Raw genomic sequence first — 20,733 nt, forward strand, 5'->3', positions numbered from 1 at the left:
CTCATTCAGTGGAGACGGATGACTTGCTTGCCTCCACGAAGGGAAGCTGGCTGGCTCAGGGAGTGCATCATACGATGAATGAGAATCATTATCAATTAAAATCTTGCATTTAGTACTACATTGCAATATGATATTGAGAATCATTTCCATTCAGCCAGCCGCCGCCAGCCGAATCCACAACTTACAGGACTCCGCATGGCACTCAAAAAGACCCCGCTGGCATTGCTGCTGGCACTGAGTTTTCCCGCCCTCTCCCAGGCCCAGATCAGCGACGCCGGCGGCGCCGCCGTTGCTGCCGTCGCCGCTGAACCGGTGATGCAGACCGTCACCGTGGTCGGCAGCGCCGAGGCCGAAGGCTACAACGCGGCCAAATCGTCCAGCGCGACCAAGACCGACGCGCCGCTGCGCGACATTCCGCAGACCGTGAACGTGATCCCGCAAGCGCTGCTGCGCGACCAGGGCGTGCGTTCGCTGCAGGACGCACTCAAGGCCGTCCCCGGCGTTGGTATGTCGCACGGCGACGGCCAGCGCGACCAGGTGACCATCCGCGGCTTCTCCGCCATCGCCGACCAGTTCATCGACGGCATGCGCGACGACGCGCTCTATTTCCGCGACCTGTCCAACATCGAGCAGCTGGAAGTGGTGAAAGGCCCGGCCGCCGTGCTGTACGGACGCGGCTCCTCGGGTGGCCTGGTCAACCGCGTGACCAAGAAGCCGGGCGTGGACATCAGCGAAGTCTCGCTGCAAGTTGGCAGCTGGGCGCAAAAACGCGGCGAGTTCGATCTGGGCCGCAACCTGGGCGAAGCGGGCGCAGGCACGGGCGTGTCCTTCCGCGTCACCGGCGCCGTGGAAGACGCCAACAGCTACCGCGACCAGCAGTTCCTGGAACGCCAGGCGCTGGCGCCGTCGGTGCTGTTCAAGCTGGGCGCGGCCACCACCCTGCTGGTGCAAGCCGAATACCTGCACGACAAGCGCGTGACCGACTTCGGCATCCCTTCCTATCAGGGCCGCGTGGTGGACGTGGCGCCCGGCACCTACTACGGCGCCGCCAATGCCAGGGACAACGACTTCAGCGAAGCGCGCGTGAAAGCGGCCGGCTTCGTGCTGGAACACGCTTTCAGCGGCACGCTCAAGCTGCGCAACGCCTTGCGCTACTACGACTACACGCTGGACCGCAACAACACGCTGGTCGGCTCGGTCAACGAGACGGCCAGGACCGCCTCGCTCACGCGCGGCAATGTGTATCGCGCCGAGGACGGCTACTTCAACCAGACCGAATTGGTGCAGAAGGCCGAACTGGCCGGCATGGCGCACCAGATCCTGTACGGCGTGGAGTTCGGCAAGCAGGACAAGGAAGTGCTCAACCGCTCGCAGGCCAACGTGGCCACGGTATCCTTGTTCAACCCCGTGGCGCCGGCCGTGCCGTTCACCGCCGGCGGCAATCCGAGCGCCAACAACCTGTCCAGGTTCGACGTGAGCAGCGGCTACGTGCAGGACCAGGTGACGCTGGCCGCCAACTGGAAGGCGCTGGCCGGCGTGCGCTACGACCGTTTCGAGCAGAACACCATCGAGCGCCGCCCGAACCAGCCCAACCTGGCCCGCACCGACAGCACCTGGAGCCCGCGCGCCGGCCTGGTGTACCAGCCGAGCGGTCAAAACACGCAGCAGTCCTACTACGCCTCGTTCAGCAAGTCCTACCAGCCGTCCGGCGAAACCTTCGCGCTGGCCGCCAACAATGCGGACATGGCGCCGGAGGAGACGCAGAGCAAGGAACTGGGCGCCAAGTTCGACCTGCTGGGCGGCCGCGCCTCGCTGACCGCCGCCGTGTTCCGCCTGCAGCGCGACCATATCAAGGCCACCGACCCGGCCACCAGCAAGATCATCCCGATGGGCACCCAGCGCACCGACGGCGTGGAGCTGACCTTCGCGGGCGACCTGGGCCAGGGCTGGAAGGCATGGTCCGGCTACTCGTGGCTGGACGCCACCATGATCGCCTCCATCGCCAAGGACGACGGCCAGTTCGTGCAGGGTAAGCGCGCCACGCTGACGCCGCGCCACAGCATGAACCTGTGGCTCAGCAAAGCCTTCAACAGCAACTGGGGCGCAGGCGCGGGCCTGAATTACGTGGGCGAGCGCTTCGCCAATCCGGGCAACACCGTCACGCTGGCCGGCTACACCACGGTGGACGCCATGGCCTACTACCGCGCCAGGGCGCTGGAAGTGCAGCTCAACGTGATGAACCTGCTGGACCGCGACTACATCGTGTCCGGCCACGGCTCCAGCAAGTTCCTCAGCCTGCCCGGTGCGCCGCGCTCGGCGCAGCTGACGGTGCGCTACCGCTTTTGAACTACGCCGCTGCGGGGCGGGTGGATTCCCACACGTCGCCGTTGCGGCAAAACACCTCGGTGCTGGCCAGCTCGAAGCTGCCCAGCGGCTCCTGCCAGCTGTAGCGCTCCACGGTCAGCCGGTCCGGCTCCACACGGATGGCGTTGAAGGAATTTTCCTCGCCGCGCTTGCGCGTGGACGTGGCCGTGCCGGCCTGCACCACCAGCGCCGCGTAGCCGGCGATCTTGTAGCGGTGCGAACTGTTGCCGGCATGGCTGGAATGCAGGTGGCCGGCCAGCAGCAGGTCCACGCCGCATTGGGCGAAGGCTTCCATGGCCATGGGCGCGCGGTCAACCAGGTCGTCCTCGTCAAAACTCTCCGGCAAGTCGAAGGGGTGATGCGTGACGACGACGTGCGTCAGCCCCTCCGGCAGCGCGTTGAAGCGTTCGCGCAGCCGCCCCACCTGCTCGCGGTTCACGCGGCCGTCCTTGAAAGTAAGCGAACGCGCCGTGTTCATGCCCAGCACGGCGATTTCATCGTCCACGTATTCCGGCGCCAGGTTGGCGGTGATGTGGCGGCGGTACTTCACCAGCGGCGTGAAAAAGCGCGCCGCCACGTTGTAGAGCGGGATATCGTGATTGCCCGGCACCACGATCTGCGGCTCCGGCAAGGTGTCCAGCCAGGCCCGCGCTTCCTTGAACTGCGCGCTGCGGGCGCGCTGCGTCAGGTCGCCCGACACCACCACCACATCCGGGCGCAAGGCCTCCACGCGCGCCCTCAGCGGCGCCAGCAGGGCCTCGTCGACACGGCCGAAATGCAAATCCGACAAATGCACCAGGGTACGCATGGCTATCTCCTTTTATTTGGGCACCACCACGGTCAGCGCGCCCGCGCGCATGCGATAGGACAGCGGCGCCTGCATCACGGTCACTTCACCGTCCGTGGCCACGCGGATCAGCGTGTTGCGGGTCTTGCGTGTTTCTATCCTCAGCTCGGTTGCCAGCAGCACGTCGAAGTCGCGCTGCTGCGCCAGGGTGCCGAGCAGCGCGTGCCAGGCCAGGCGCACCAGGCCCAGGCGGCTGGGCCGCTGCGCCACGTACAGGCTTAGCATGCCGCTGTCGATGCGCTCGCGCGCGCCGATGTTCAAGCCTTGCATCCGGTATTCGTTGTTGCCAATGAAGACAAAGGGCGTGCGCCGCGCGTGCGCTTCGCCGTTCACGCTCAGTCGTACATCCATGAAGGGAAAGCGCCGCAGCGCAGTCAGCGCAGCCCAGGCGAAGGCCAGCCACTTGCCGCGTCCGAGGCGGCTCTGCTGCTTTTCGCGGTCGCGCACGATGTCCGGATACAGGCCCAGGCTGGAGTTGTTCAGGAAGATGCGGCCGTTGACCTCGCCCACGTCCACCCGCACGTGGCCGCCGGTGGCGATGGCGGCGATGGCCTGATCCAGGTCCAATGGAATCTTCAAATCCTTGGCAAAGTGATTCAGCGTGCCGAGCGGCAGCACGCCGTAGGCCACGTCGGTCCCCACCAGCACCGAGGCCACGGCGTTGATGGTGCCGTCGCCGCCGCCGGCCACCACCAGCCGTGCGCCCGCCTGCACTGCGGCCTTCGCGGCGGCGATCATTTCCTCGCCGCTTTGCGCCAGCGTGATGTCGGCCACGTAGCCGTACGCGGCGAACTTGGCCAGCAGCTGCTGCGAGAAGTCACCGCAATAGCCCAGGCCCGCGCCTGCGTTGATAATGACGGGAACCACGCCTGCCATGGTTATCCTTCCATCTTCATGCCGCGCGCGGCCTTGCCTGCGCGCCTGCGGCGCAGGGTTGAACACGCGGTGATGCACACTGCCAGCCAGCCGCAGCCCTCCGCCATCGCCGCCAGCACATCGCTGGGATAATGGGCACCGAGGTAGATGCGGCTCACGCCCGTCAGCACCGCCATCAGCACGGCGCCGGCCACCAGCGCGCAGCGCACGCGCCAGCGCTGCGCCGACATCACCGCGTAGCTCGCCACCAGGCCCCAGAACAGCGTGGCGGCCACCGTGTGCCCGCTGGGGAAGCTGTAGGTGGCCAGCGTGAGCATGGGCTCCTCGAACACCGGCCGGGCGCGCTGGTAAATATGCTTGAGCGCCACGTTCAGCAGCATGCCGCCCGGTACCGACAAGGCCAGCGCCAGCAGCCAGTAGCGGCCGTGCCGCTCCACGCTGCGCCAGAAGAAGACGCCGGCCAATGCCACCAGCACGCACATGCCGGCCACGCTGTGCAGGTGCGTAAACAGCCACATGGCGCTGGTGTACGGCTCCTGCGCGTTCACATGCATCCAGGCCGATACGTGCTGGTCGAACGCGGCCAGGCCGTCGTTTTCGGCCACGTCCTCCGCCACCTCGGCGAAAACGGCCACGGCCGCCATCATCAGGGCGGCGCCGGCGGTCAGGTGCAGGCCGAACTCGCCGCCCGGGGTCAGGCGCGCTTCCACGAAGCGCATGAATTTGGATGTGGCGGTGTGGTTCAAGATGGCAGCGGCTCCAGATGGTCGGGTTCACGCATGATAACGCCCGTGCGCTGCGCACGGTAGCGCGCGGACATCTCATAGGCCGCTTTGCGCGCGCGCATGATGGCGCCCAGCGGCCGGTGCGCGGGCACGCAATGCCAGGGGCTGAAGGACATCTCCTCGTCCACCACGCGCGAACGCGCCGCGCTCCACGCCGGCTGCGGCTGCGCCACGATGCGCGCCACGGCGACATAGGGACTCTGGTCTTGCGGCCATTCCACCGTCGGGTCCTCGACCGGCATGGTTTCGATATTGGTGCACAGCTGCACGCGCAGCTCCCACTCGGCGCCATGCGCGGCGAAGAACGCCGTCACTGCGTCGCGCAGCGCGTCCGGCTTGCCGTGCACGTGCACGCGGGCGTCTTTCAGCGCCGCCAGTTCCGGCGACACCGGCGCCACGCACACCTTGGCCATGTAAGGGCCGTACAGTATCGGCACCTGGCTGAAATAGGTTTCCCCCAGCGGGTGCGTGAGCGGATGGCCGCCGACGGCTTTCAGCGCAACGCTTTCGCCGCCCACCGCTTCTATGGCCTGCTCGGCGCCGCGCAGCACCGCCGACAGCGCCTTCTTCAGGCCAGGCGCCTTGTCCGTGGTGGCGGCCAGCAGCTCCAGGCCACCCAGGAACTGCTTCGCGTTCTTGTTGAGGAATACCGGGCCGTTCACCAGCACGAAGTCCTGCGTGGGACCGCCCTCAACGCCGATCACTTTCACGGCCATGCCGCGCGGCGTGGATACGCTGTCGTCCAGCACGTCGCCCGGCGTGGTGGACAGGCGCATCACCACCGGATAGTCCGCCGCGCGCGCAAACAGGCCCTGGGCCAGCTCCGGCGGCAGGCCGTCCAGCACGCGCAGCCGCCCCTCCAGCAGGCCATGGCTCTTGGCATGCACGCTGCGCGTGGCGTGGCCCGTGTCCTCCCAGGTTTTCTCGGAAATCCCCCGCAGCGTGTCGCGCAGGCGGGCATGGACCTCGGCTTCGTCGTCTTCGGGAACTTCGTAGTCCGGATGGTAAGGCTGTGGCTGCATGGCGGCTCCCAGGTGTGATTGCGCCATTCTGCTGCGCCGCGCCGCAGCCGTCCGTTCCCTGGCGCACGAAGGTGCTGCACAAAAATACAACAGTTATTAGAAATAACTGATTTTTCATACAGTACTGTGTTTTTCAACAGTAGTTGTGATACAGTGGCATCACTGACACGCGATTGACCTCCGCGATTGACCTCCAACCAATAAAGCAAAGGAAGAATCATGACTACATTGAACAGCGGTTTCGGCTCCCGTTTCGGCCTGGAATATGCCCCGATGTCTTTCCTGGTCCGCTTCGGCAAACGTGAAATCCTGGTTTGCCGCGACTTCCGCAAACGCTTCTATGCCGTCAACCCTATCCTGGAATGCGATACCGGCGTGCAGGCCGGCCACCTGGAAATCCTGGTGCTGCGCCGCTGGCTGCTGATCCTGTCCAAGGCACACTGATCACATCTGCTCGTACTGGGCGCGCAGGAAGTCGCGCAGCTGCAGCACCGTCGGGGTAACCTGGGAACGGTGCATGCACACCAGATGCAGCGGCGTGGGCTCGCCCACGATGTCGGGCAGCAGCACTTGCAGCCTGCCGCTGCGCAAGTCCTCCGACAGATCCATCTTCGATTTATATGCAATGCCCTGCCCGGCCACGGCCCAGCGCCGCACCAGGTCCGCGTCGTCGGCGCAGCGGTTGCCGCGCACGGCCAGGGTCACCGGCTTTTTGCTGCCGGGCGGGTGGAAGGTCCAGTTGTTGTGGATGACATCGTCCAGCGCGTAGCACAGGCAGTTGTGGCGCTGCAGCTCGTCCAGCGAGGCCAGCCGGCCGTGCTTGCGGATATAGTCCGGCGACGCCACCAGCACGCGCCGGTTATCCGGCGCGATGGGCATGGCGATCAGGCTGGAATCGTCCTGCTTGCCGTAGCGGATGGCGATGTCCACCGGCTGGCGGTACATATCGGCCTGGCGGTCGCTCACGCTGATCTGGTAATGCACGCCCGGATACTGGGCCTGGAACTTGTCCAGCCAGTACAGCAGGATGTTGCGGCCCAGGTCGGACGGCATGGCGATCTTCAGCGTGCCGCCGGGAACGTCCTTGGCCTGCATCAGCGTGTCGTGCCCCTCCTTCAGCAGCCGCAGCGCTTCGCGCGCATGCACCAGGTAGCGCTCGCCCTCGTCGGTGAGGCGCAGCGAGCGCGTGGTGCGCGCGAACAGCCGCAACCCCAGTTCCCCTTCCAGCCGCTTCAGGCCGGCGCTGGCCAGCGCCGGCGAAATCTCCAGGCTGCGCGCCGCCGCCGACAAGCTGCCCTCGTCGGCCGTGCGCACGAATACCGTCAAATCATCGAGCCGCAGCACTATCTTCATTCCTTTGAAAGTGTTTCAGGAAAAGCCCTCTTTTTCGCGCCAGCGAAATAAGTGATGATACTCCCATCGCACAACCATTCAGGAGTTTCCCCATGAAAGCAGTCGCCTACCGCGCCTCCCACCCCATCGACCATGCCGACGCGCTGATCGACGTTGAACTCCCCGAACCGAAGGCCACCGGGCGCGATCTGCTGGTCGAAGTGAAGGCCGTGTCCGTCAATCCGGTCGACACCAAGATCCGCAAGAACGTGGCCCCGGCGGACGGCGAATTGAAAGTGATCGGCTGGGACGCCGCCGGCGTGGTCAAGGCGGTCGGACCTGACGTAACTTTGTTCAAGCCCGGCGACGAAGTCTGGTACGCCGGTTCGCTGACCCGCGCCGGCACCAACAGCGAACTGCACCTGGTGGACGAGCGGATTGTCGGCTACAAGCCGAAGAATCTGGATTTCGGCAAGGCCGCCGCCCTGCCGCTGACCGCCATCACCGCGTGGGAACTGCTGTTCGAGCGCCTTGGGGTCAGCCGGGCCTTGGGCGGCGACAAGAGCGCGGCCGGCAAATCGCTGCTGGTGATCGGCGCGGCGGGCGGCGTCGGTTCCATCCTGGTACAGCTGGCGCGCCAGCTGACCGGGCTGACCATCATCGCCACCGCCTCGCGCCCGGACACGGCCGAATGGGTGAAACAGCTGGGTGCGCACCACGTGATCGACCACAGCAAGCCGCTGGACGAGGAAATCAAGCGCCTCGGCCTGCCGCCGGTGAACTACGTGGCCGCGCTGAACCAGACCGACAAGCACTTTGCCGCCATTGCCGAGCTGATTGCGCCGCAAGGCAAGCTGGGGCTGATCGACGACCCGGGCCAGCTGGATGTGAGCAAGCTCAAGCGCAAGAGCGTGTCACTGCACTGGGAATTCATGTTCACCCGCGCGATGTTCGAGACCGACGACATGGCGCAGCAGCATGCCCTGCTGAACGACGTGTCGCAGCTGGTGGACAGCGGCGTGCTGAAGACCACGCTGGGCGAGCGCTACGGCAGCATCAACGCCGCCAACCTGAAGCGCGCGCACGCCCTGATCGAAAGCAACCGCGCCAAGGGCAAGATCGTGCTGGAAGGGTTCTGACGGTCCGGCACAAAGACGGCTGAGCTACGTAGGGCGGGTTAGGCGCCCCGCGCCGTAACCCGCCGCTCCGGCGCCTGCATCTCGCGCAGCAGCGCCAGCGCCGCCGCGTCATGCTCGGCCAGCAGCTGCTGCAGCTGCGTGGCCGACTCGTAGGAATCCGACAGCAGCTTGACCAACTGCTCCTGCAGCCGCGCCAGCCGCCGCGAGCTGTAGCCCACGGTGCTGAAGAGCCGCGTCACGTCGATGCAGATCTCGCGCAAATCCCACAGGGTGCGCTTGGTGCATTCGATATCGTCGCGCATGTCCTGGCGGACATCGAGCAGCTCGGTCCTGGCCTCCTCCCTGGCGGACAGCTCCTGCACCGACGCCAGCCAGGCGCGGATGCGCAGCGCGATCTTCTCGATGCGCGCCATCTTGGACTGCATGCTGTAGCAGTACTGCAGCGCCAGCAGCCAGTAAGGCAGGCGCGCCAGCACCATGGGCAGCCCCGCCGAGCGCAGCCGCTGTTCCATCTTCTTGATTTTCGACAGCATCGCCCAGATGCCGTTGTTCACCGGGTGCGGACGCATGATGGCAGCCTCCGAAAACGGCGGCGCCCCGCGCGCCCGCCAGTGAACCCAGTATAGCCAGCGCACTTGAGACCGGCGCGCCGCCGGCTTTGATCCAGCGCAAACGCCATGCTGTCAGTTCATTGCCCCCCCACATACGACCGCAAGCGCTTCATGCCCGCTGGAATCAGCACCTGCGCGGCTATCCCGAGCGCGGCGCCGCCGGCGAGGCGCATGAAGTCCCCACGCTATGCAGCCACGGCAGATAATGGAGCGCCGCCACTGCGATCACGGGCGCGAAAAATCCGGCGACCAGGGCCGAACAGCCCACACTGCCCGCCATCTTCCAAGCCGACATGGGCGGCAAGTACAACAACGACACCAGACCACCCATAAAGCCGGCCAGCAAAGCGTCGTACTGCACGCCGAATACCGAACCGCTCAGCGTGATCGTGCCGGCGGCGATCACCACCGACGCGGTTGAAATGACGGGTTCCGCCATAGAAATTCCTTTCAAGAGAAGTTGACCCAGCCTGGCTCAGCCCATCCCGACACTCTTTGCTCAGCCCGCTCAGTGAACCCAATATATACGAGAATGGATAGGCCATCAATACGCGAATGGATAAATATTGCGCCAACCTATACGCGGATGTATAGTGTGACCATGGATATCTCTAGCCGGCTGGAATCAGCCATGAAAGCAGCGGGTTACGAATCGCAGAGCGCGCTCGCGCGCGCTTCCGGCGTGCCGCAACCCACCATCAACCGCATCCTCAACGGGGTGGGCAAGAAGGGGCCGGAAGCGCACACGCTGGTGCAGCTGGCGGCCGCCTTGAACGTCACGTTTGAATGGCTGCACGAGGGCATCGGCCAGCGCGAGCGCGGCGCGCCGCCGGCCGGAGTGCTGCCCGCGCAATACACGCCGGTGGTGGTCGCGCCGGAGGACGACGCGCGCTTTTACCAGATCCAGAAGGTCAAGCTGCGCCTGTCGGCCGGCATCACCGGCTTCGCGGTGGAGCCGGAAACGCACGACGGCAGCACGCTGAGCGTGCCGCGCCACTGGGCCGACCGCAACGGCTACAACCCGGAACGGCTGATCGGCATCAAGGTGCGCGGCGAGAGCATGGAACCGTCGCTGTTCGAGGATGACCTGGTGATCATCAACACGGCCGACAACAAGCCGGTGGATGGCGTGGTGTTCGCGGTGAACTACGAAGGCGAGCCTGTGGTCAAGCGCCTGTCGCGCGATGCCGGCCAGTGGTGGCTGACCTCCGACAATCCGGACCAGCGCAAATACCACCGCAAAGTGTGCCGCGGCACCGATTGCATCATCATCGGGCGCGTGGTGCGCAAGGAGAGCGACCGTATCTGACCGTACCTGACCGTACCTGTCAGCCAGACAAACAACACCTTGCTCGTCTTCCTAAAGAAATAGGCATAGAATCAATTCAAAGAGTTGCGCCTAAAAAAGCAGCATACCGTAGGGGGATACATCGTGAACGTTCATTCGTGGCTCGACAGGCTGCTGCTTTGGCAGAAATTCATCATCCTCAGCGTAATCGCCCTGCTGCTCGCCGGCATACCGACCGCGCTCTACCTGAGCGAAGCGGATAAGACGCTCGATGCGGCGCTGTCCGAAACGGCCGGCCTGGCGCCCACCGCCGCCATCCTGAAGGTGATACAGACCACGCAGCAGCACCGCGGCCTGGCCGCGCTGGTGCTGGGCGGCGTGGCGGGATCGCAGGAGAAGCGCGACGCCAAGCAGCGCGAAGCGGACGAGGCTTACGACAGGATGGACGCCATCATCCGCAGCCTCAACAACAAGAACATCGAGCAGGCGTGGGACGCCCCCAGGCGCGAGTGGACCGCGCTGCGCGCGCAGGTGGCGAACCGCAGCATCTCGGTGCCCGACAGCTATGCCGCGCACACGGCGCTGGTGCCCAAGCTGCTGATCGTGAACGACCTGATCGGCGACCAGTTCGGCCTGAGCCTGGACCCCGACCTGGACAGCTACCAGCTGATCCAGTCCATGTATTACCAGCTCCCCTACCTGACCGAGGAAACCGGCAAGATGCGCGCCAAGGGCGCGGGCCTGCTGGCCAAGCAGGAGGCCGCGCCGGAAGACCGCATGGCGCTGGCCGCCATTGTCGCGCGCGTCAACGACAGGCTGACCCAGACTGCCACCGCCTTCAACAAATCGGTGGCGGCCAATCCGGAGGTGCAGCGCAAGGTGGGCGCGCAGTGGAAAGAAGCCCAGGAGCTGGCGCAACAGGCCATGCAGCTGGCCACCGAACACATCGTGCGCGCCGAAACGCTCAGCTATCCCGGCACCGACTACGTCGCGCAGACCACCAGGGCCATCGACGCGCAATTCACAGCCAACCAGGTGGCCAGCAAAGAACTGGAAGCGATGCTGGCGGCCAAGGTGGCCAGCCTGCGCAGCACGCGCTGGATCATGATAGGGTCGATGCTGGGCCTGATCCTGCTGGCCGGCCTGATCGCGCGCATGGTCGCGCGCTCCGTCAGCGCGCCGCTCGACGAGGCGGTGCAGATCTCGCAGCGCATCGCGCAGGGCGACCTGACCGCGCAGTTCAAGCTGGAAGGCCGCAGCGAAACGGCGCAGCTGATGCGCGCGCTGAAGGACATGAACGACAGCCTGGTCGGCATCGTGGGCCGGGTACGCGGCAGCATAGACACCATAGGCAACGCATCGAACGACATCGCCAGCGGCAATTCCGACCTGTCCTCGCGCACCGAGGCGCAGGCCTCCAACCTGGAGGAAACCGCCGCCTCCATGGAGCAGATCACCTCCACCGTGCGCCAGAGCGCGGACAACGCGCGCCAGGCCGACGTGCTGGTGAGCAGCGCCACGGCCGTGGCCAGCAAGGGCGGCCGGGTGGTGGCGGAGGTCGTGCAGACCATGGGCGCGATCAACGACAGCTCGCGCAAGATCGTCGACATCATCGGCGTCATCGACGGCATCGCTTTCCAGACCAATATCCTGGCGCTCAACGCGGCCGTGGAGGCGGCGCGCGCCGGCGAACAAGGGCGCGGCTTTGCGGTGGTGGCGTCCGAGGTGCGCAACCTGGCGCAGCGCAGCGCCAGCGCGGCCAGGGAGATCAAGGACCTGATCAACGACAGCGTGCAGAAGGTGGACGCGGGCAACGCGCTGGCGGCGGACGCCGGCAAGGCCATGAGCGAGGTGGTGGACAGCGTGCGGCGCATCACCACCATCATGTCCGACATCGTGCACGCGGCGCAGGAACAGAGTTCGGGCATCGAGCAGGTGAACCAGGCGATCACGCAAATCGACGAGATGACGCAGCAGAACGCGGCACTGGTGGAGCAAGCCGCCGCCGCGTCGGAAAGCTTGCGGCAGCAGGCGGGCGCGCTGTCCGAGGCGGTGTCGGTATTTACGCTGCATGACCACGACGCGGCACCCGCGCCGCGCACGTCCGCCCGTCCGGTTGCGCGCAAACTGGCGCTGGTCAAACACGCCAGGACCGTCTGATTGTCGCGGACCGCGTTGTTCCTGCCCGCAATCGGGCCTGAACAGCGGCTTACTCCGCCGGCGTACTGCCCTTGCGCGGCAAGCCGACGCTGAACACCACGTGCGGCGCCTCGTAGCGGTACGCAATGCTGCCGCGATGCTCCTCGGCGATGCGCGAGGCGATGTACAGGCCCAGCCCCATGCCGGTGCGGTTGTTCGGGTTCTGCAGCGAGATGCGCTTGAATGGATTGAACAGCAGCGCCTCGGTTTCCGCGGACAGCTGCGCGCCATGGTTGCGCACCGAGATCGTCACCTGCTCGCCGTCCAGCGCCAGGGCCACGCGCACCGGCATGCCGGCCATGCCGTGGTGGCGCGCGTTGCTCAGCAAATTGCTGACCACCTGCTCCAGGCGGTCGGCGTCCACTTCGGCCGTCACTGCCGGCGCAATGTCCACCTCGTAGAGCACGCCGGGATGGGCCAGGCGCGACTCGTCCAGCAAGTCTTCCAGCAGGCGGCTCAGGTCCGCTTCGCGCAGGCGCATGCCCAGTCCCATGCCGCTATCGAGGCGGCTCATGTCGAGCACCTGGCTGATCAGGCGCTGCATGCGGCCGCTGGAGCGCTGGATGCGCTGGCCCAGCTGGTGCGGCTGCGCGCCTTGCTGCAGCACGTTGGCCGCCATGGTGATCGATTGCAGCGGGTCGCGCAGGTCGTGCCCCAGCATCGCCAGCAGCTGCATGCGGGCGCGCTCCAGCTCGGCGTGGCGCGCCATGCAGGCGCGGTGCATTTCCGCCAGCAGCTGTTCGGCCACCAGCAAATGGCCGTCCTGCCATGGCTCGGCGCTGCCATGCACCAGGTCCACCCATTCATCGAAGGACCCGCGCGGCGTCAGGCGCAAGCCGTTGGGACCGAAGCTCAGCGTCTTGTCCGGACGGCCGCCCCAGCGCACCGTCTGCACCTGTTCCGGGCGCAATGCCAGCAACCAGCCGCCGGACGCCGGATCGAAATGCAGCGCCAGCATGCCGACCCAGCGGCCGGTCTTGCCGCTCAGCTCATCCGGCCAGTCGGCCACGCCGTTGCGCTGCACCAGCTGCGTGCCTTCCGGGGGCAGCGAGGCCAGCATGCGGGCGGCCAGCGCCTCGTCGACCGGATTGCCGTCGCCGCTGTAGACCAGCATCTTGCCATGCTGCGCAAACACCAGCGCGCCCGCCTCCAGCACCTCGCACAAGGCCGGTGCATGGCGCTGCAGCGCCAGCAGCACGTCGTCTTCGTGCAGCAGCGTTTCGATCAGCTCCGTGCGCAAGGCCGCGCCGCGCTCGGTGAGATCGCTGCGCTCGCGCGCATCGGTGCTCTGCACGTGCGCGGCCAGCACCTGGGCCAGCACGTCGCACGCCATGCGCACCGAATACGGCACCTGGCGCGGCGCCATATGGTGGCAGGCCACCAGGCCCCACAAGCGGCCGTTGACGACGATGGACACGCTCATGGAGGCGCCCACGCCCATGTTCTGCAGGTACTCGATGTGGATGGGCGACACGCTGCGCAGGATGCTGTGGCTCAGGTCCAGCGGCGCCTGTGCGCCCGCGCCGCCGGCGCCGAGCAGCGGCACCGGCTCATAGCCCACGTCCGCGATCAGGCGCAGCGTGTTGATGGTGTACAGGCGGCGCGCCTGCGCCGGAATGTCGCCGGCCGGGTAGCGCTGGCCCAGGTAGCGCGGCAAGTCCCCGCGTACGGCTTCGGCCACCACGTCGCCACTGTCGTCATGGCGGAAGCGGTAGCCCATGACGCGGTCGAAACCGGTGATCTCGCGCACCTGCTCAGCCACCAGCTGCATCAGCGCCACCAGCGACTTCTGGCGCTTCAATTGGCCGATGGCGGCATGCGCGCGCAGCGCAAACGCGGCCACTTCATTGCTGGGCGCGTGGCGCAATTCGAATTCGGCAATCACGCGCTGGCCATAGCCGTGCACCACGCAGTCGAAGGTATGGCCGGCGCAGGCCACGTCGGCCATGGCGGGCGGCGTGGCGCCGTCGGCCTGGTCGGCCAGGGCCGCGCGCAGCAAGGCGTTCACGGCCTCGTCCAGGCCCAGGCTGGCGAAGGACGCACCGGCCGCAGGCGCCACGCCCAGCAGCGCGGCGGCATTGGCGCTCCAGGCAGCCAGCCGGCCTTGCAGATCGAAAGCCAGCAGCGCGCCCTGCGGCTGGATGCTGCCGGGGATGTGGATCGGTTCACTGGCGCAGTTGGCCAGATCGACAGGCGCCGTCAAGCGGCCTCCTCTTGCCGGGCTTGCTGCGGCAAATGCGCGATCAATGCATCGAACGCAGCGCAGGCGCCGGCGCAGGCCTGTGCGATGTCGGCGCCAGCGGACACTTCGGCGCGCAGGCGCGACAGGAACTGTTGCCAGCGCGGCCCAGGCGGCCCCTCCCCCTGCAGATAGCGCAACGGATGCGGCGCCAGGCTGGCGGCCAGGCGGCGGTACAGCACGGCGCCGCCAAGCTGGGATCCTTCGGCCACGTAGGCCACGCCCCAGCGCCATGGGGCGCCGCCGTCCAGGCCCGGGAATACCGCGCGCGTGAGCGTGCTGCGCACTGCACAGCCGGACACGTCGTCCAGGTTGGCAAGGTCGGCAAGATCGGCGTCGATCGGAGGCAAGCGGTCCACCTGCGCCAGCAGGCGCGGGTCCTGCGGACCGTCGCCGTGACGCCCGGCCGCGTGCGCAATGCTCGCCAGCCAGGGCCGCAGCAGGCACAGATGCTCACGGTAGTCGCCCAGCGTCGGCGCAGGCCGAGCCAGCGGCATTGCCTGGTCCAGCAACGCGTGGCGGCTGGCCGTCGCGCCTCGCAAGGCGGCCAGGACATCATCTTGTAAAGAAATCATTGCCTCATTTTAATGCAGGCCTGCGAAATGTAGAAGCACGTGTGGATCAGGCAACTAAATGGCTCACCGGTTGCGGAAGTTCGCTAACGCCTGGCGTCAGGCAGGCAAGCAGACGTTTGCGCAAGGGCTGCCCTGGATGTAGCGATCGAGGTTATCCAGCGTGGTCTCGGCGATTTCACGCAGCGCCTCGGCAGTGAAGAAACCCTGATGGCCGGTCACCAGCACATTGGGGAAAGTCAGCAGCCGCTGGAACACGTCGTCGGCGATGATCTCGGCTGAGTGGTCACGAAAGAACAATTCGCTTTCCTGCTCGTAGACATCGATCGCCAGCGCGCCCAAGCGGCGCGACTTGAGCGCGTCGATGACGGCGCAGGTATCGAGCAGGCCGCCGCGCGAGGTGTTTACCAGCATCGCCCCCGGCTTCATCCGCGCCAGGGCAGCCGCGTCGATCAGGTGATGCGTGGACGGCAGCAGCGGGCAGTGCAGCGACACGATGTCGGCGTCGGCCAGCAGCGCCGGCAGCGCCGCCTGCACGCCCAGCGCACCGAACGCAGCGGGCGGCGCCGGATCATGGCCCAGCACGCGGCAGCCGAAGCCGTGGAAGATGCGCGCGGCCGCCAGGCCGATCCTGCCCAGCCCCACCAGGCCCACGGTCTTGCCGTGCAGATTGCTGCCCAGCAGCCCGTCCAGCGCGAAGTTGCCCTCGCGCACACGGGCGTAGGCGCGGTGCGTGTGGCGGTTCAGGGTGAGCACCAGCGCCAGCGTGAACTCGGCCACCGCCTCCGGCGAGTACGCCGGCACGCGCGCCACGAACAGGCCCAGCCGCGCAGCGGCCGCCAGGTCCACATTGTTATAGCCGGCGCAACGCAGCAGCACGGCGCGCACGCCCTGCCCTGCCAGCGCCGCCAGCACCTCGGCATCCAGCACATCGTTGACAAATACGCACACGGCACCGCACTCCCGGGCCAGGGAGTACGACGCCAGCGACAGCGCCTCGGTGAAATATTGCAGTGTTATCGACGCGCCGGCTTGGCGGCGCGCCCATGCCTCATCCAGAAAACGGCGGTCGTAGGGCTGCGCGCTGAAGACGGCGACTTTCATATATTGCTCCAGATCGGTGAATTGTTAAGTTCATTACGGCAACTTAGTTTTCTTTTAGGAAAAATAATGGGATAATCACGCTTGCACTGTATGCAGCAATCTTAGTACCGAATCACCCGCCATGACTTACGCATCAGACACCCAATCCATGCTGGACCAGCGGCTGAAAACCACCGGCTGGCAGATCGCGCAAACCGTCGTACTGGGCCTGCTGGCCGCCTGCCTGTCGCTGTTCGGCCAGGTGTGCCTGGAACGTGCCCGCCCCATCTTCCCCGCGCTGGACCAGAATTTCGCCGCCTGGCAAAGCGGCTATACGCTGGTGCTGATCGTCATCGGCATCGTGTGGCTGGTGGCCATGCTGCAGCGGATCAGCTTTTTCCAGGATTGCCTGGAGCGCCTGCGCAGCCAGCGCCGGCTGGACGAGCAGTATGCGGTGCGCAAGCAGCAGGCGGACGAAGCACGCCAGGCCAAGCAGGCCGAAAAGGCGGCGCGCGAGGCCGAAGCCGAAGCGGCGCGCGCGGCCAAGCTGAACAAGAACGCGCGCAGCACGAAGTTCGATTACTGAGCCGCGCAAGGTTAGGCAGCACACAGTCCCGCGGCGCAATCGCGCCTAGCATCTGTCCTGAACAGCCGAGGCATACGGCCCCGGCGCTTTCAGGAGAATCCCATGGACAGTATCAACCGCAACCAGCCGGAACACAACCGCCAAGACCTGACGGGCAGCGATGCCGTCAAGCGCATCAAGGACATTGCCGAGGAAGCCAAGGCTGGCTTCTTCTGCACGGCCAACCGCGTCATCCCCATGAGCCCGCTAAAAGTCGACGAGGCGGGCAACCTGTGGTTCCTCAGCGCCGACGACAGCCACCACAACCAGGACATCGCCGCCAACCCTGCCGTGCGGCTGTACTTTCAGGCCTCGCACCATTCGGGCTTCCTGTATTTCGACGGCCATGCGGTGATCTCGCGCGACCCGGCGATGATCAAGGAACTGTGGAATTTCATGCTGAAGACCTGGTTCACCGAAGGCGAGAACGACCCGCGCATCACGGTGATCCAGGTGCGGCCGGTGACAGGCTACTATTGGGACAACAAGCACGGCGGCGCCGTGGCCGGCGCCAAGATGCTGCTCGGCGCCGTCACCGGGCAAACGCTGGACGACTCCATCGAAGGGACGATACGGCTGTAGCCAGCGGTGGGTTTCGATGGCTGCGATGGCTGCGATGGCTTCCGGCAGGAAGCGGTACAGCAGGCTCTCGCGCCGCGCGCTTCAGGTCTTGCCCGGCACGACCCGCGGACTTTCCGGCGGCCCCAGATAACTTGGCCGCAATCCTCCGGCGTCGACCACGAGCCGCTGCAGCACCAGTCCGGGGTCCAGCGACCAGAACTTCACCGTATGCTTGCCGGCCTGCTCAAGCTTGTGCGTGGTGACGAACTCCGCCACCCCGTCCGACACGATGCGGCGCCAATAATCCTCGCTCTGGTCCGCGTGTACGTTCACTACCTGCGGCGGCCCATCGTCAATCGACACCGCATAGCGAAAGCCGCTGCCCGGCAGGAATTTCTGCGTCGGCGACAGGACCGCATGGAGCTTCACCTCGCCGGCGCTAAACAGATGCACGTCGTACTCCAGGCGCATGCCGTCCTGTAGCGAGAGGGCCGGCGCCGCGCCTGGCATCGCCGTCACACCGGACAGCGTGCGGCCGTAGCCGGGAATTGTCTGCCAGCGCCGCCCCCGCCGGCGCCAGCGCGCGGGTGTAGTGCTCGGCTTCGATGGCGACCACGCCGCCTGTTTCCACATAGCCCGCCACCCGCTCCGCGCGCGCATGCACCGGCACCTTGACAACGACATTGGCCTTGTCCGGGCCGCGCACGGTCAGTTCGGCCTCCGTGACCCCGGGCGGCACGGCCTCCCAGTCCACGTCCACGGCGATCCGCTGGTCCTTGCTCACCCGCCCGGCCGGGTGGCTGATCTTCAGCCACGGCTGGCTGGTGGAGATCGTGTAGTCGAACGGCGTGCCGCTGCGGTTAAACAGCTCGATATGCCTGGGCTTGCGTTCGTAGCGGTCCAGCGCCGGCAGCACCAGCTGGCGGATCGGAAAGACAGGCCACGCGACAGGGTTGCCGTCCACCGCCACGCCCATGCGGTCCGACGGATGGATGCCGTTTGGCGCCGCCAGCTGGCCCGGCTCGGGAATGCGCAGTTCCGATACGGCTGGCATGACGTCGCGGTAGGGCTGATCCCAGTTCGTGTAGCCGAAGCGCGTCTGCGACATCATGTGGTTCCACTTGCCCCCGCTGATGCCTTGCTGGTACTGGCGCGCCAGCTCGGCGTCGTGCTGGAACAGCCTGCGCACCCGCGCCGCCATGTCGTTCGTGCTGACCCGTCCCTGCCGCGCATACAGCTGGTTGCGGCCGGCCGACACGTACAGGTCGAGCGCGTTGGCCGAGGCACGCACCGGATACTCGACAAGCTGGAAGTACGCGTCGCGCATCGCTTTCGGCAGCGCTTTCCCGATGCGCTGCGCCTCGTCCGCCAGCGCGGTGTAGTCGGCAAGCACGCCTTCGGCCTCGTCGTAGTTCACGAGGCTGTACGTATCCGCCGCCAGCTGTTCCGGCCGGCGGCGGGCGTTGTAGCGGGTGTATCTGTCGACAATGGCGGCAATCCGGTCGGCGTGCTGCGTACCGAATTCGCGCGCGGCCCACTGCCGCAGATAGCCGGGCAGCCCTTCGGCCGGCCACGCCGCCGGATTCCACGCATAGGCCAGGAAGAATTCGGTCGGCACTTCCATCGGCTTCAGGTCGCCCACGTTGGCGATCCACATGCGGTTCGCACCGTACTCGTTGGCCAGGTTCATCTGCTCCCACACCTTGCCGATCTGCGTCACATTCAGCCACTTGTAGGAGCGCGGCACGCCCACGTAATCGAAGTGATAGTACACGCCGGCCCCGCCGCTGCGCTTGCGCTCCTCGGCCGTCGGCAGGCGGCGGATATTGCCCCAGTTGTCGTCGCACCAGAGCAGCAGCATGTCGTCCGGCACGCGCATGCCCTTTTCGTAGTAGTCCTGCACCTCCTTGTACAAGGCCCACAGCTGGGGAACCGTTTCCGGCTCGCGCTGCCATTCTTGGCGTATCAGGTCGCGCTGGTCGGACACGATGCGTTCCAGCAGCCCCACGTTGGCGCTCTCCGACATCGGCTCATCGCCATCGCCGCGCATGGCCATCGTGATCACGCTTTCATAGTTGCGCGTGTTGCGCAAGCCGCCAGCCCAGAATTCGCGCAGCGTCGCGCCATTGTGCTGGTAGTCCCAGGCTCCCTTGCCATGACGGTGCCACTCCTGCTGGGCACGCATCATCGGCTCATGGTGCGACGTGCCCATCACGATGCCCATCATGTCCGCCAGTTCGCCGTTGCCCTGGTCGTCGTCATAGAACGACGAGTACCACATCGCCGGCCACAGGTAGTTGGCGCGCAAGCGCAACATCAGCTCGAACAGTTTTTCGTAGAACTGCCGGTTGAAACCACCAAAGCGTTCCTTCGCCCAATTGGTCAGCGCGGGCGCCTCGTCGTTCAGGAAAATGCCGCGGTATTGGACGACCGGCTTGTCCGTCACGCGCGTGGCGAGCGGCACGCTGAGGGCGCGGTGGCTGGGGATCGGCACGTCCGCCCACCAGTGCCACGGCGAGACGCCGATCTGTTCGGACAGCGTGTACAGGCCGTAGATCGTGCCGCGCTTGTCGCTGCCGGCAATGACCAGCGCGCGCTTGACGCCGGGCATGGGGTCGGCGACGGCCTGGATCAGGAAGCCTTCCCACTGTCCGGCAAGGTGGGCCGCGTCGATTTTCCCTTCCTTCGACAGCCGGTCGATCAGCGGGTGCCGGCCCAGCGTGCCGGCGATGATGACGTCGCCCGCCATGGGCGCGGCACCGGTACGCCACGCTGGCGTGGCGCCGCTGACCTTGCCGATATCGCGCTGCAGGTCGCGCGCCGCGCGCAGCACGCCAGCGAAGTCGCCAGACGACACAAGGAGCGGGGCCGCGCGCCCGTCAGCTGCCAACACGACCCCGGCGCCGCCATCCATGCGCACGAAGCTGCCGGTGCCCAGGGCCTGGGCCCCGGTTGCCGCCTGCAGGCAAAGCAGCGCTGCCAGCAGCGACACGCGATTGCGCTGCAGCGTGGCCCACCGCGTGAGCGTGGCAAGTAGGTGCCGTGATGCCGCGCTGATTCGTTCATTCATCGAGTCCCCCTCTGTCTCTAACATTTTTTATCATTTTTTGGTAGCGCAATCATCCTAGTTCGCAATTGTGGCGGTGTCAATCTTTCCGCCATGGGTAAACGCTGGGCAAATATTGCTGTG

The 20,733-nt window shown here is 66.2% G+C and carries 19 protein-coding genes; 7 read left to right on the plus strand and 12 right to left on the minus strand.

Annotated features, from left to right (window positions below):
* Positions 1 to 195: 195 nt before the first annotated feature.
* A complete protein-coding gene (locus ACFJI2_RS17585) occupies positions 196 to 2,346 on the plus strand; it encodes a TonB-dependent receptor (protein WP_377701181.1) in 2,151 nt (716 codons plus the stop codon).
* 1 nt (position 2,347) lies between these two features.
* On the opposite strand, the gene ACFJI2_RS17590 is transcribed toward ACFJI2_RS17585, so the two are convergent.
* Genes ACFJI2_RS17590 through ACFJI2_RS17605 form a run of 4 tightly spaced genes read right to left on the minus strand, consistent with a single transcriptional unit; the run spans position 2,348 to position 5,894 of the window.
* Positions 2,348 to 3,172 (minus strand): metallophosphoesterase family protein, encoded by an 825-nt coding sequence (locus ACFJI2_RS17590; protein ID WP_377701183.1) that lies wholly within the window; start codon positions 3,170 to 3,172, stop codon positions 2,348 to 2,350.
* Positions 3,173 to 3,184: 12 nt separating this feature from the next.
* Entirely contained in the window at positions 3,185 to 4,087 is a 903-nt protein-coding gene (locus tag ACFJI2_RS17595; protein WP_377701184.1) for a diacylglycerol/lipid kinase family protein, read from the minus strand.
* Between the two features lie 2 nt (positions 4,088 to 4,089).
* Positions 4,090 to 4,833, minus strand: a complete 744-nt coding sequence (locus ACFJI2_RS17600) for a phosphatase PAP2 family protein (RefSeq protein ID WP_377701185.1) — start codon at positions 4,831 to 4,833, stop codon at positions 4,090 to 4,092.
* Entirely contained in the window at positions 4,830 to 5,894 is a 1,065-nt protein-coding gene (locus tag ACFJI2_RS17605; RefSeq protein WP_377701186.1) for a catalase family protein, read from the minus strand. The genes ACFJI2_RS17600 and ACFJI2_RS17605 overlap by 4 nt, the downstream gene beginning before the upstream one ends.
* A 219-nt stretch (positions 5,895 to 6,113) precedes the next feature.
* Here ACFJI2_RS17605 and ACFJI2_RS17610 point away from each other — a divergent pair, with 219 nt between their 5' ends.
* Complete coding sequence (locus tag ACFJI2_RS17610; RefSeq protein ID WP_056405072.1) at positions 6,114 to 6,338, plus strand: hypothetical protein; 225 nt, start codon at positions 6,114 to 6,116, stop codon at positions 6,336 to 6,338.
* On the opposite strand, the gene ACFJI2_RS17615 is transcribed toward ACFJI2_RS17610, so the two are convergent.
* Positions 6,339 to 7,247, minus strand: coding sequence for a LysR family transcriptional regulator (locus ACFJI2_RS17615; protein ID WP_377701187.1), 909 nt, complete (start codon positions 7,245 to 7,247; stop codon positions 6,339 to 6,341).
* A gap of 92 nt (positions 7,248 to 7,339) precedes the next feature.
* Between ACFJI2_RS17615 and ACFJI2_RS17620 the strand changes: the two genes are divergently transcribed.
* Complete coding sequence (locus tag ACFJI2_RS17620; RefSeq protein WP_377701188.1) at positions 7,340 to 8,365, plus strand: zinc-binding alcohol dehydrogenase family protein; 1,026 nt, start codon at positions 7,340 to 7,342, stop codon at positions 8,363 to 8,365.
* A 38-nt stretch (positions 8,366 to 8,403) separates the two neighbouring features.
* Here ACFJI2_RS17620 and ACFJI2_RS17625 read toward each other — a convergent pair whose 3' ends face one another.
* Both ACFJI2_RS17625 and ACFJI2_RS17630 read right to left on the minus strand, forming a co-directional pair.
* On the minus strand, positions 8,404 to 8,934 hold the full coding sequence (locus tag ACFJI2_RS17625) for a hypothetical protein (RefSeq protein WP_377701189.1): 531 nt from the start codon (positions 8,932 to 8,934) through the stop codon (positions 8,404 to 8,406).
* Between the two features lie 181 nt (positions 8,935 to 9,115).
* A complete protein-coding gene (locus tag ACFJI2_RS17630) occupies positions 9,116 to 9,415 on the minus strand; it encodes a hypothetical protein (protein ID WP_377701191.1) in 300 nt (99 codons plus the stop codon).
* 162 nt (positions 9,416 to 9,577) lie between these two features.
* Here ACFJI2_RS17630 and ACFJI2_RS17635 point away from each other — a divergent pair, with 162 nt between their 5' ends.
* On the plus strand, positions 9,578 to 10,285 hold the full coding sequence (locus tag ACFJI2_RS17635; protein WP_377701192.1) for an XRE family transcriptional regulator: 708 nt from the start codon (positions 9,578 to 9,580) through the stop codon (positions 10,283 to 10,285).
* A gap of 123 nt (positions 10,286 to 10,408) precedes the next feature.
* Positions 10,409 to 12,424, plus strand: a complete 2,016-nt coding sequence (locus ACFJI2_RS17640; protein ID WP_377701193.1) for a methyl-accepting chemotaxis protein — start codon at positions 10,409 to 10,411, stop codon at positions 12,422 to 12,424.
* 49 nt (positions 12,425 to 12,473) lie between these two features.
* On the opposite strand, the gene ACFJI2_RS17645 is transcribed toward ACFJI2_RS17640, so the two are convergent.
* From ACFJI2_RS17645 to ACFJI2_RS17655, 3 genes are all read right to left on the minus strand, one after another.
* Positions 12,474 to 14,666, minus strand: a complete 2,193-nt coding sequence (locus ACFJI2_RS17645; protein WP_377701194.1) for an ATP-binding protein — start codon at positions 14,664 to 14,666, stop codon at positions 12,474 to 12,476.
* Positions 14,663 to 15,277, minus strand: coding sequence for a biliverdin-producing heme oxygenase (locus ACFJI2_RS17650; RefSeq protein ID WP_377701195.1), 615 nt, complete (start codon positions 15,275 to 15,277; stop codon positions 14,663 to 14,665). Before ACFJI2_RS17650 ends, ACFJI2_RS17645 begins: the two co-directional genes overlap by 4 nt.
* A 96-nt stretch (positions 15,278 to 15,373) precedes the next feature.
* On the minus strand, positions 15,374 to 16,378 hold the full coding sequence (locus ACFJI2_RS17655; protein ID WP_377701196.1) for a 2-hydroxyacid dehydrogenase: 1,005 nt from the start codon (positions 16,376 to 16,378) through the stop codon (positions 15,374 to 15,376).
* A gap of 121 nt (positions 16,379 to 16,499) precedes the next feature.
* Between ACFJI2_RS17655 and ACFJI2_RS17660 the strand changes: the two genes are divergently transcribed.
* Together ACFJI2_RS17660 and ACFJI2_RS17665 are read left to right on the plus strand one after the other, a co-directional pair.
* Positions 16,500 to 16,943, plus strand: a complete 444-nt coding sequence (locus ACFJI2_RS17660) for a hypothetical protein (protein ID WP_377701197.1) — start codon at positions 16,500 to 16,502, stop codon at positions 16,941 to 16,943.
* Between the two features lie 102 nt (positions 16,944 to 17,045).
* Positions 17,046 to 17,564 carry a pyridoxamine 5'-phosphate oxidase family protein gene (locus ACFJI2_RS17665; protein ID WP_377701198.1) on the plus strand — a complete coding sequence of 173 codons (519 nt, stop codon included), beginning with the start codon at positions 17,046 to 17,048 and terminating at the stop codon, positions 17,562 to 17,564.
* An 81-nt stretch (positions 17,565 to 17,645) separates the two neighbouring features.
* On the opposite strand, the gene ACFJI2_RS17670 is transcribed toward ACFJI2_RS17665, so the two are convergent.
* Both ACFJI2_RS17670 and ACFJI2_RS17675 read right to left on the minus strand, forming a co-directional pair.
* Complete coding sequence (locus ACFJI2_RS17670) at positions 17,646 to 18,062, minus strand: hypothetical protein (RefSeq protein WP_377701200.1); 417 nt, start codon at positions 18,060 to 18,062, stop codon at positions 17,646 to 17,648.
* Positions 17,983 to 20,613 (minus strand): glycosyl hydrolase 115 family protein, encoded by a 2,631-nt coding sequence (locus ACFJI2_RS17675; protein WP_377701201.1) that lies wholly within the window; start codon positions 20,611 to 20,613, stop codon positions 17,983 to 17,985. The genes ACFJI2_RS17670 and ACFJI2_RS17675 overlap by 80 nt, the downstream gene beginning before the upstream one ends.
* Positions 20,614 to 20,733: the final 120 nt, after the last annotated feature.

It is taken from the genome of Pseudoduganella sp. UC29_71, from assembly GCF_042693265.1.
In the GTDB taxonomy this organism is placed as follows: domain Bacteria; phylum Pseudomonadota; class Gammaproteobacteria; order Burkholderiales; family Burkholderiaceae_D; genus Rugamonas.

Excerpts from the sequence above, each read along its gene's own strand:
- ACFJI2_RS17595 (WP_377701184.1), bottom strand. The coding sequence starts at position 4,087 with ATGGCAGGCGTGGTTCCCGTCATTATCAACGCAGGCGCGGGCCTGGGC.
- ACFJI2_RS17585 (WP_377701181.1), top strand. The coding sequence starts at position 196 with ATGGCACTCAAAAAGACCCCGCTGGCATTGCTGCTGGCACTGAGTTTT.
- ACFJI2_RS17620 (WP_377701188.1), top strand. The coding sequence starts at position 7,340 with ATGAAAGCAGTCGCCTACCGCGCCTCCCACCCCATCGACCATGCCGAC.
- ACFJI2_RS17675 (WP_377701201.1), bottom strand. The coding sequence starts at position 20,613 with ATGAATGAACGAATCAGCGCGGCATCACGGCACCTACTTGCCACGCTC.
- ACFJI2_RS17665 (WP_377701198.1), top strand. The coding sequence starts at position 17,046 with ATGGACAGTATCAACCGCAACCAGCCGGAACACAACCGCCAAGACCTG.
- ACFJI2_RS17655 (WP_377701196.1), bottom strand. The coding sequence starts at position 16,378 with ATGAAAGTCGCCGTCTTCAGCGCGCAGCCCTACGACCGCCGTTTTCTG.
- ACFJI2_RS17635 (WP_377701192.1), top strand. The coding sequence starts at position 9,578 with ATGGATATCTCTAGCCGGCTGGAATCAGCCATGAAAGCAGCGGGTTAC.
- ACFJI2_RS17660 (WP_377701197.1), top strand. The coding sequence starts at position 16,500 with ATGACTTACGCATCAGACACCCAATCCATGCTGGACCAGCGGCTGAAA.
- ACFJI2_RS17615 (WP_377701187.1), bottom strand. The coding sequence starts at position 7,247 with ATGAAGATAGTGCTGCGGCTCGATGATTTGACGGTATTCGTGCGCACG.
- ACFJI2_RS17650 (WP_377701195.1), bottom strand. The coding sequence starts at position 15,277 with ATGATTTCTTTACAAGATGATGTCCTGGCCGCCTTGCGAGGCGCGACG.
- ACFJI2_RS17605 (WP_377701186.1), bottom strand. The coding sequence starts at position 5,894 with ATGCAGCCACAGCCTTACCATCCGGACTACGAAGTTCCCGAAGACGAC.
- ACFJI2_RS17610 (WP_056405072.1), top strand. The coding sequence starts at position 6,114 with ATGACTACATTGAACAGCGGTTTCGGCTCCCGTTTCGGCCTGGAATAT.
- ACFJI2_RS17625 (WP_377701189.1), bottom strand. The coding sequence starts at position 8,934 with ATGCGTCCGCACCCGGTGAACAACGGCATCTGGGCGATGCTGTCGAAA.
- ACFJI2_RS17590 (WP_377701183.1), bottom strand. The coding sequence starts at position 3,172 with ATGCGTACCCTGGTGCATTTGTCGGATTTGCATTTCGGCCGTGTCGAC.
- ACFJI2_RS17630 (WP_377701191.1), bottom strand. The coding sequence starts at position 9,415 with ATGGCGGAACCCGTCATTTCAACCGCGTCGGTGGTGATCGCCGCCGGC.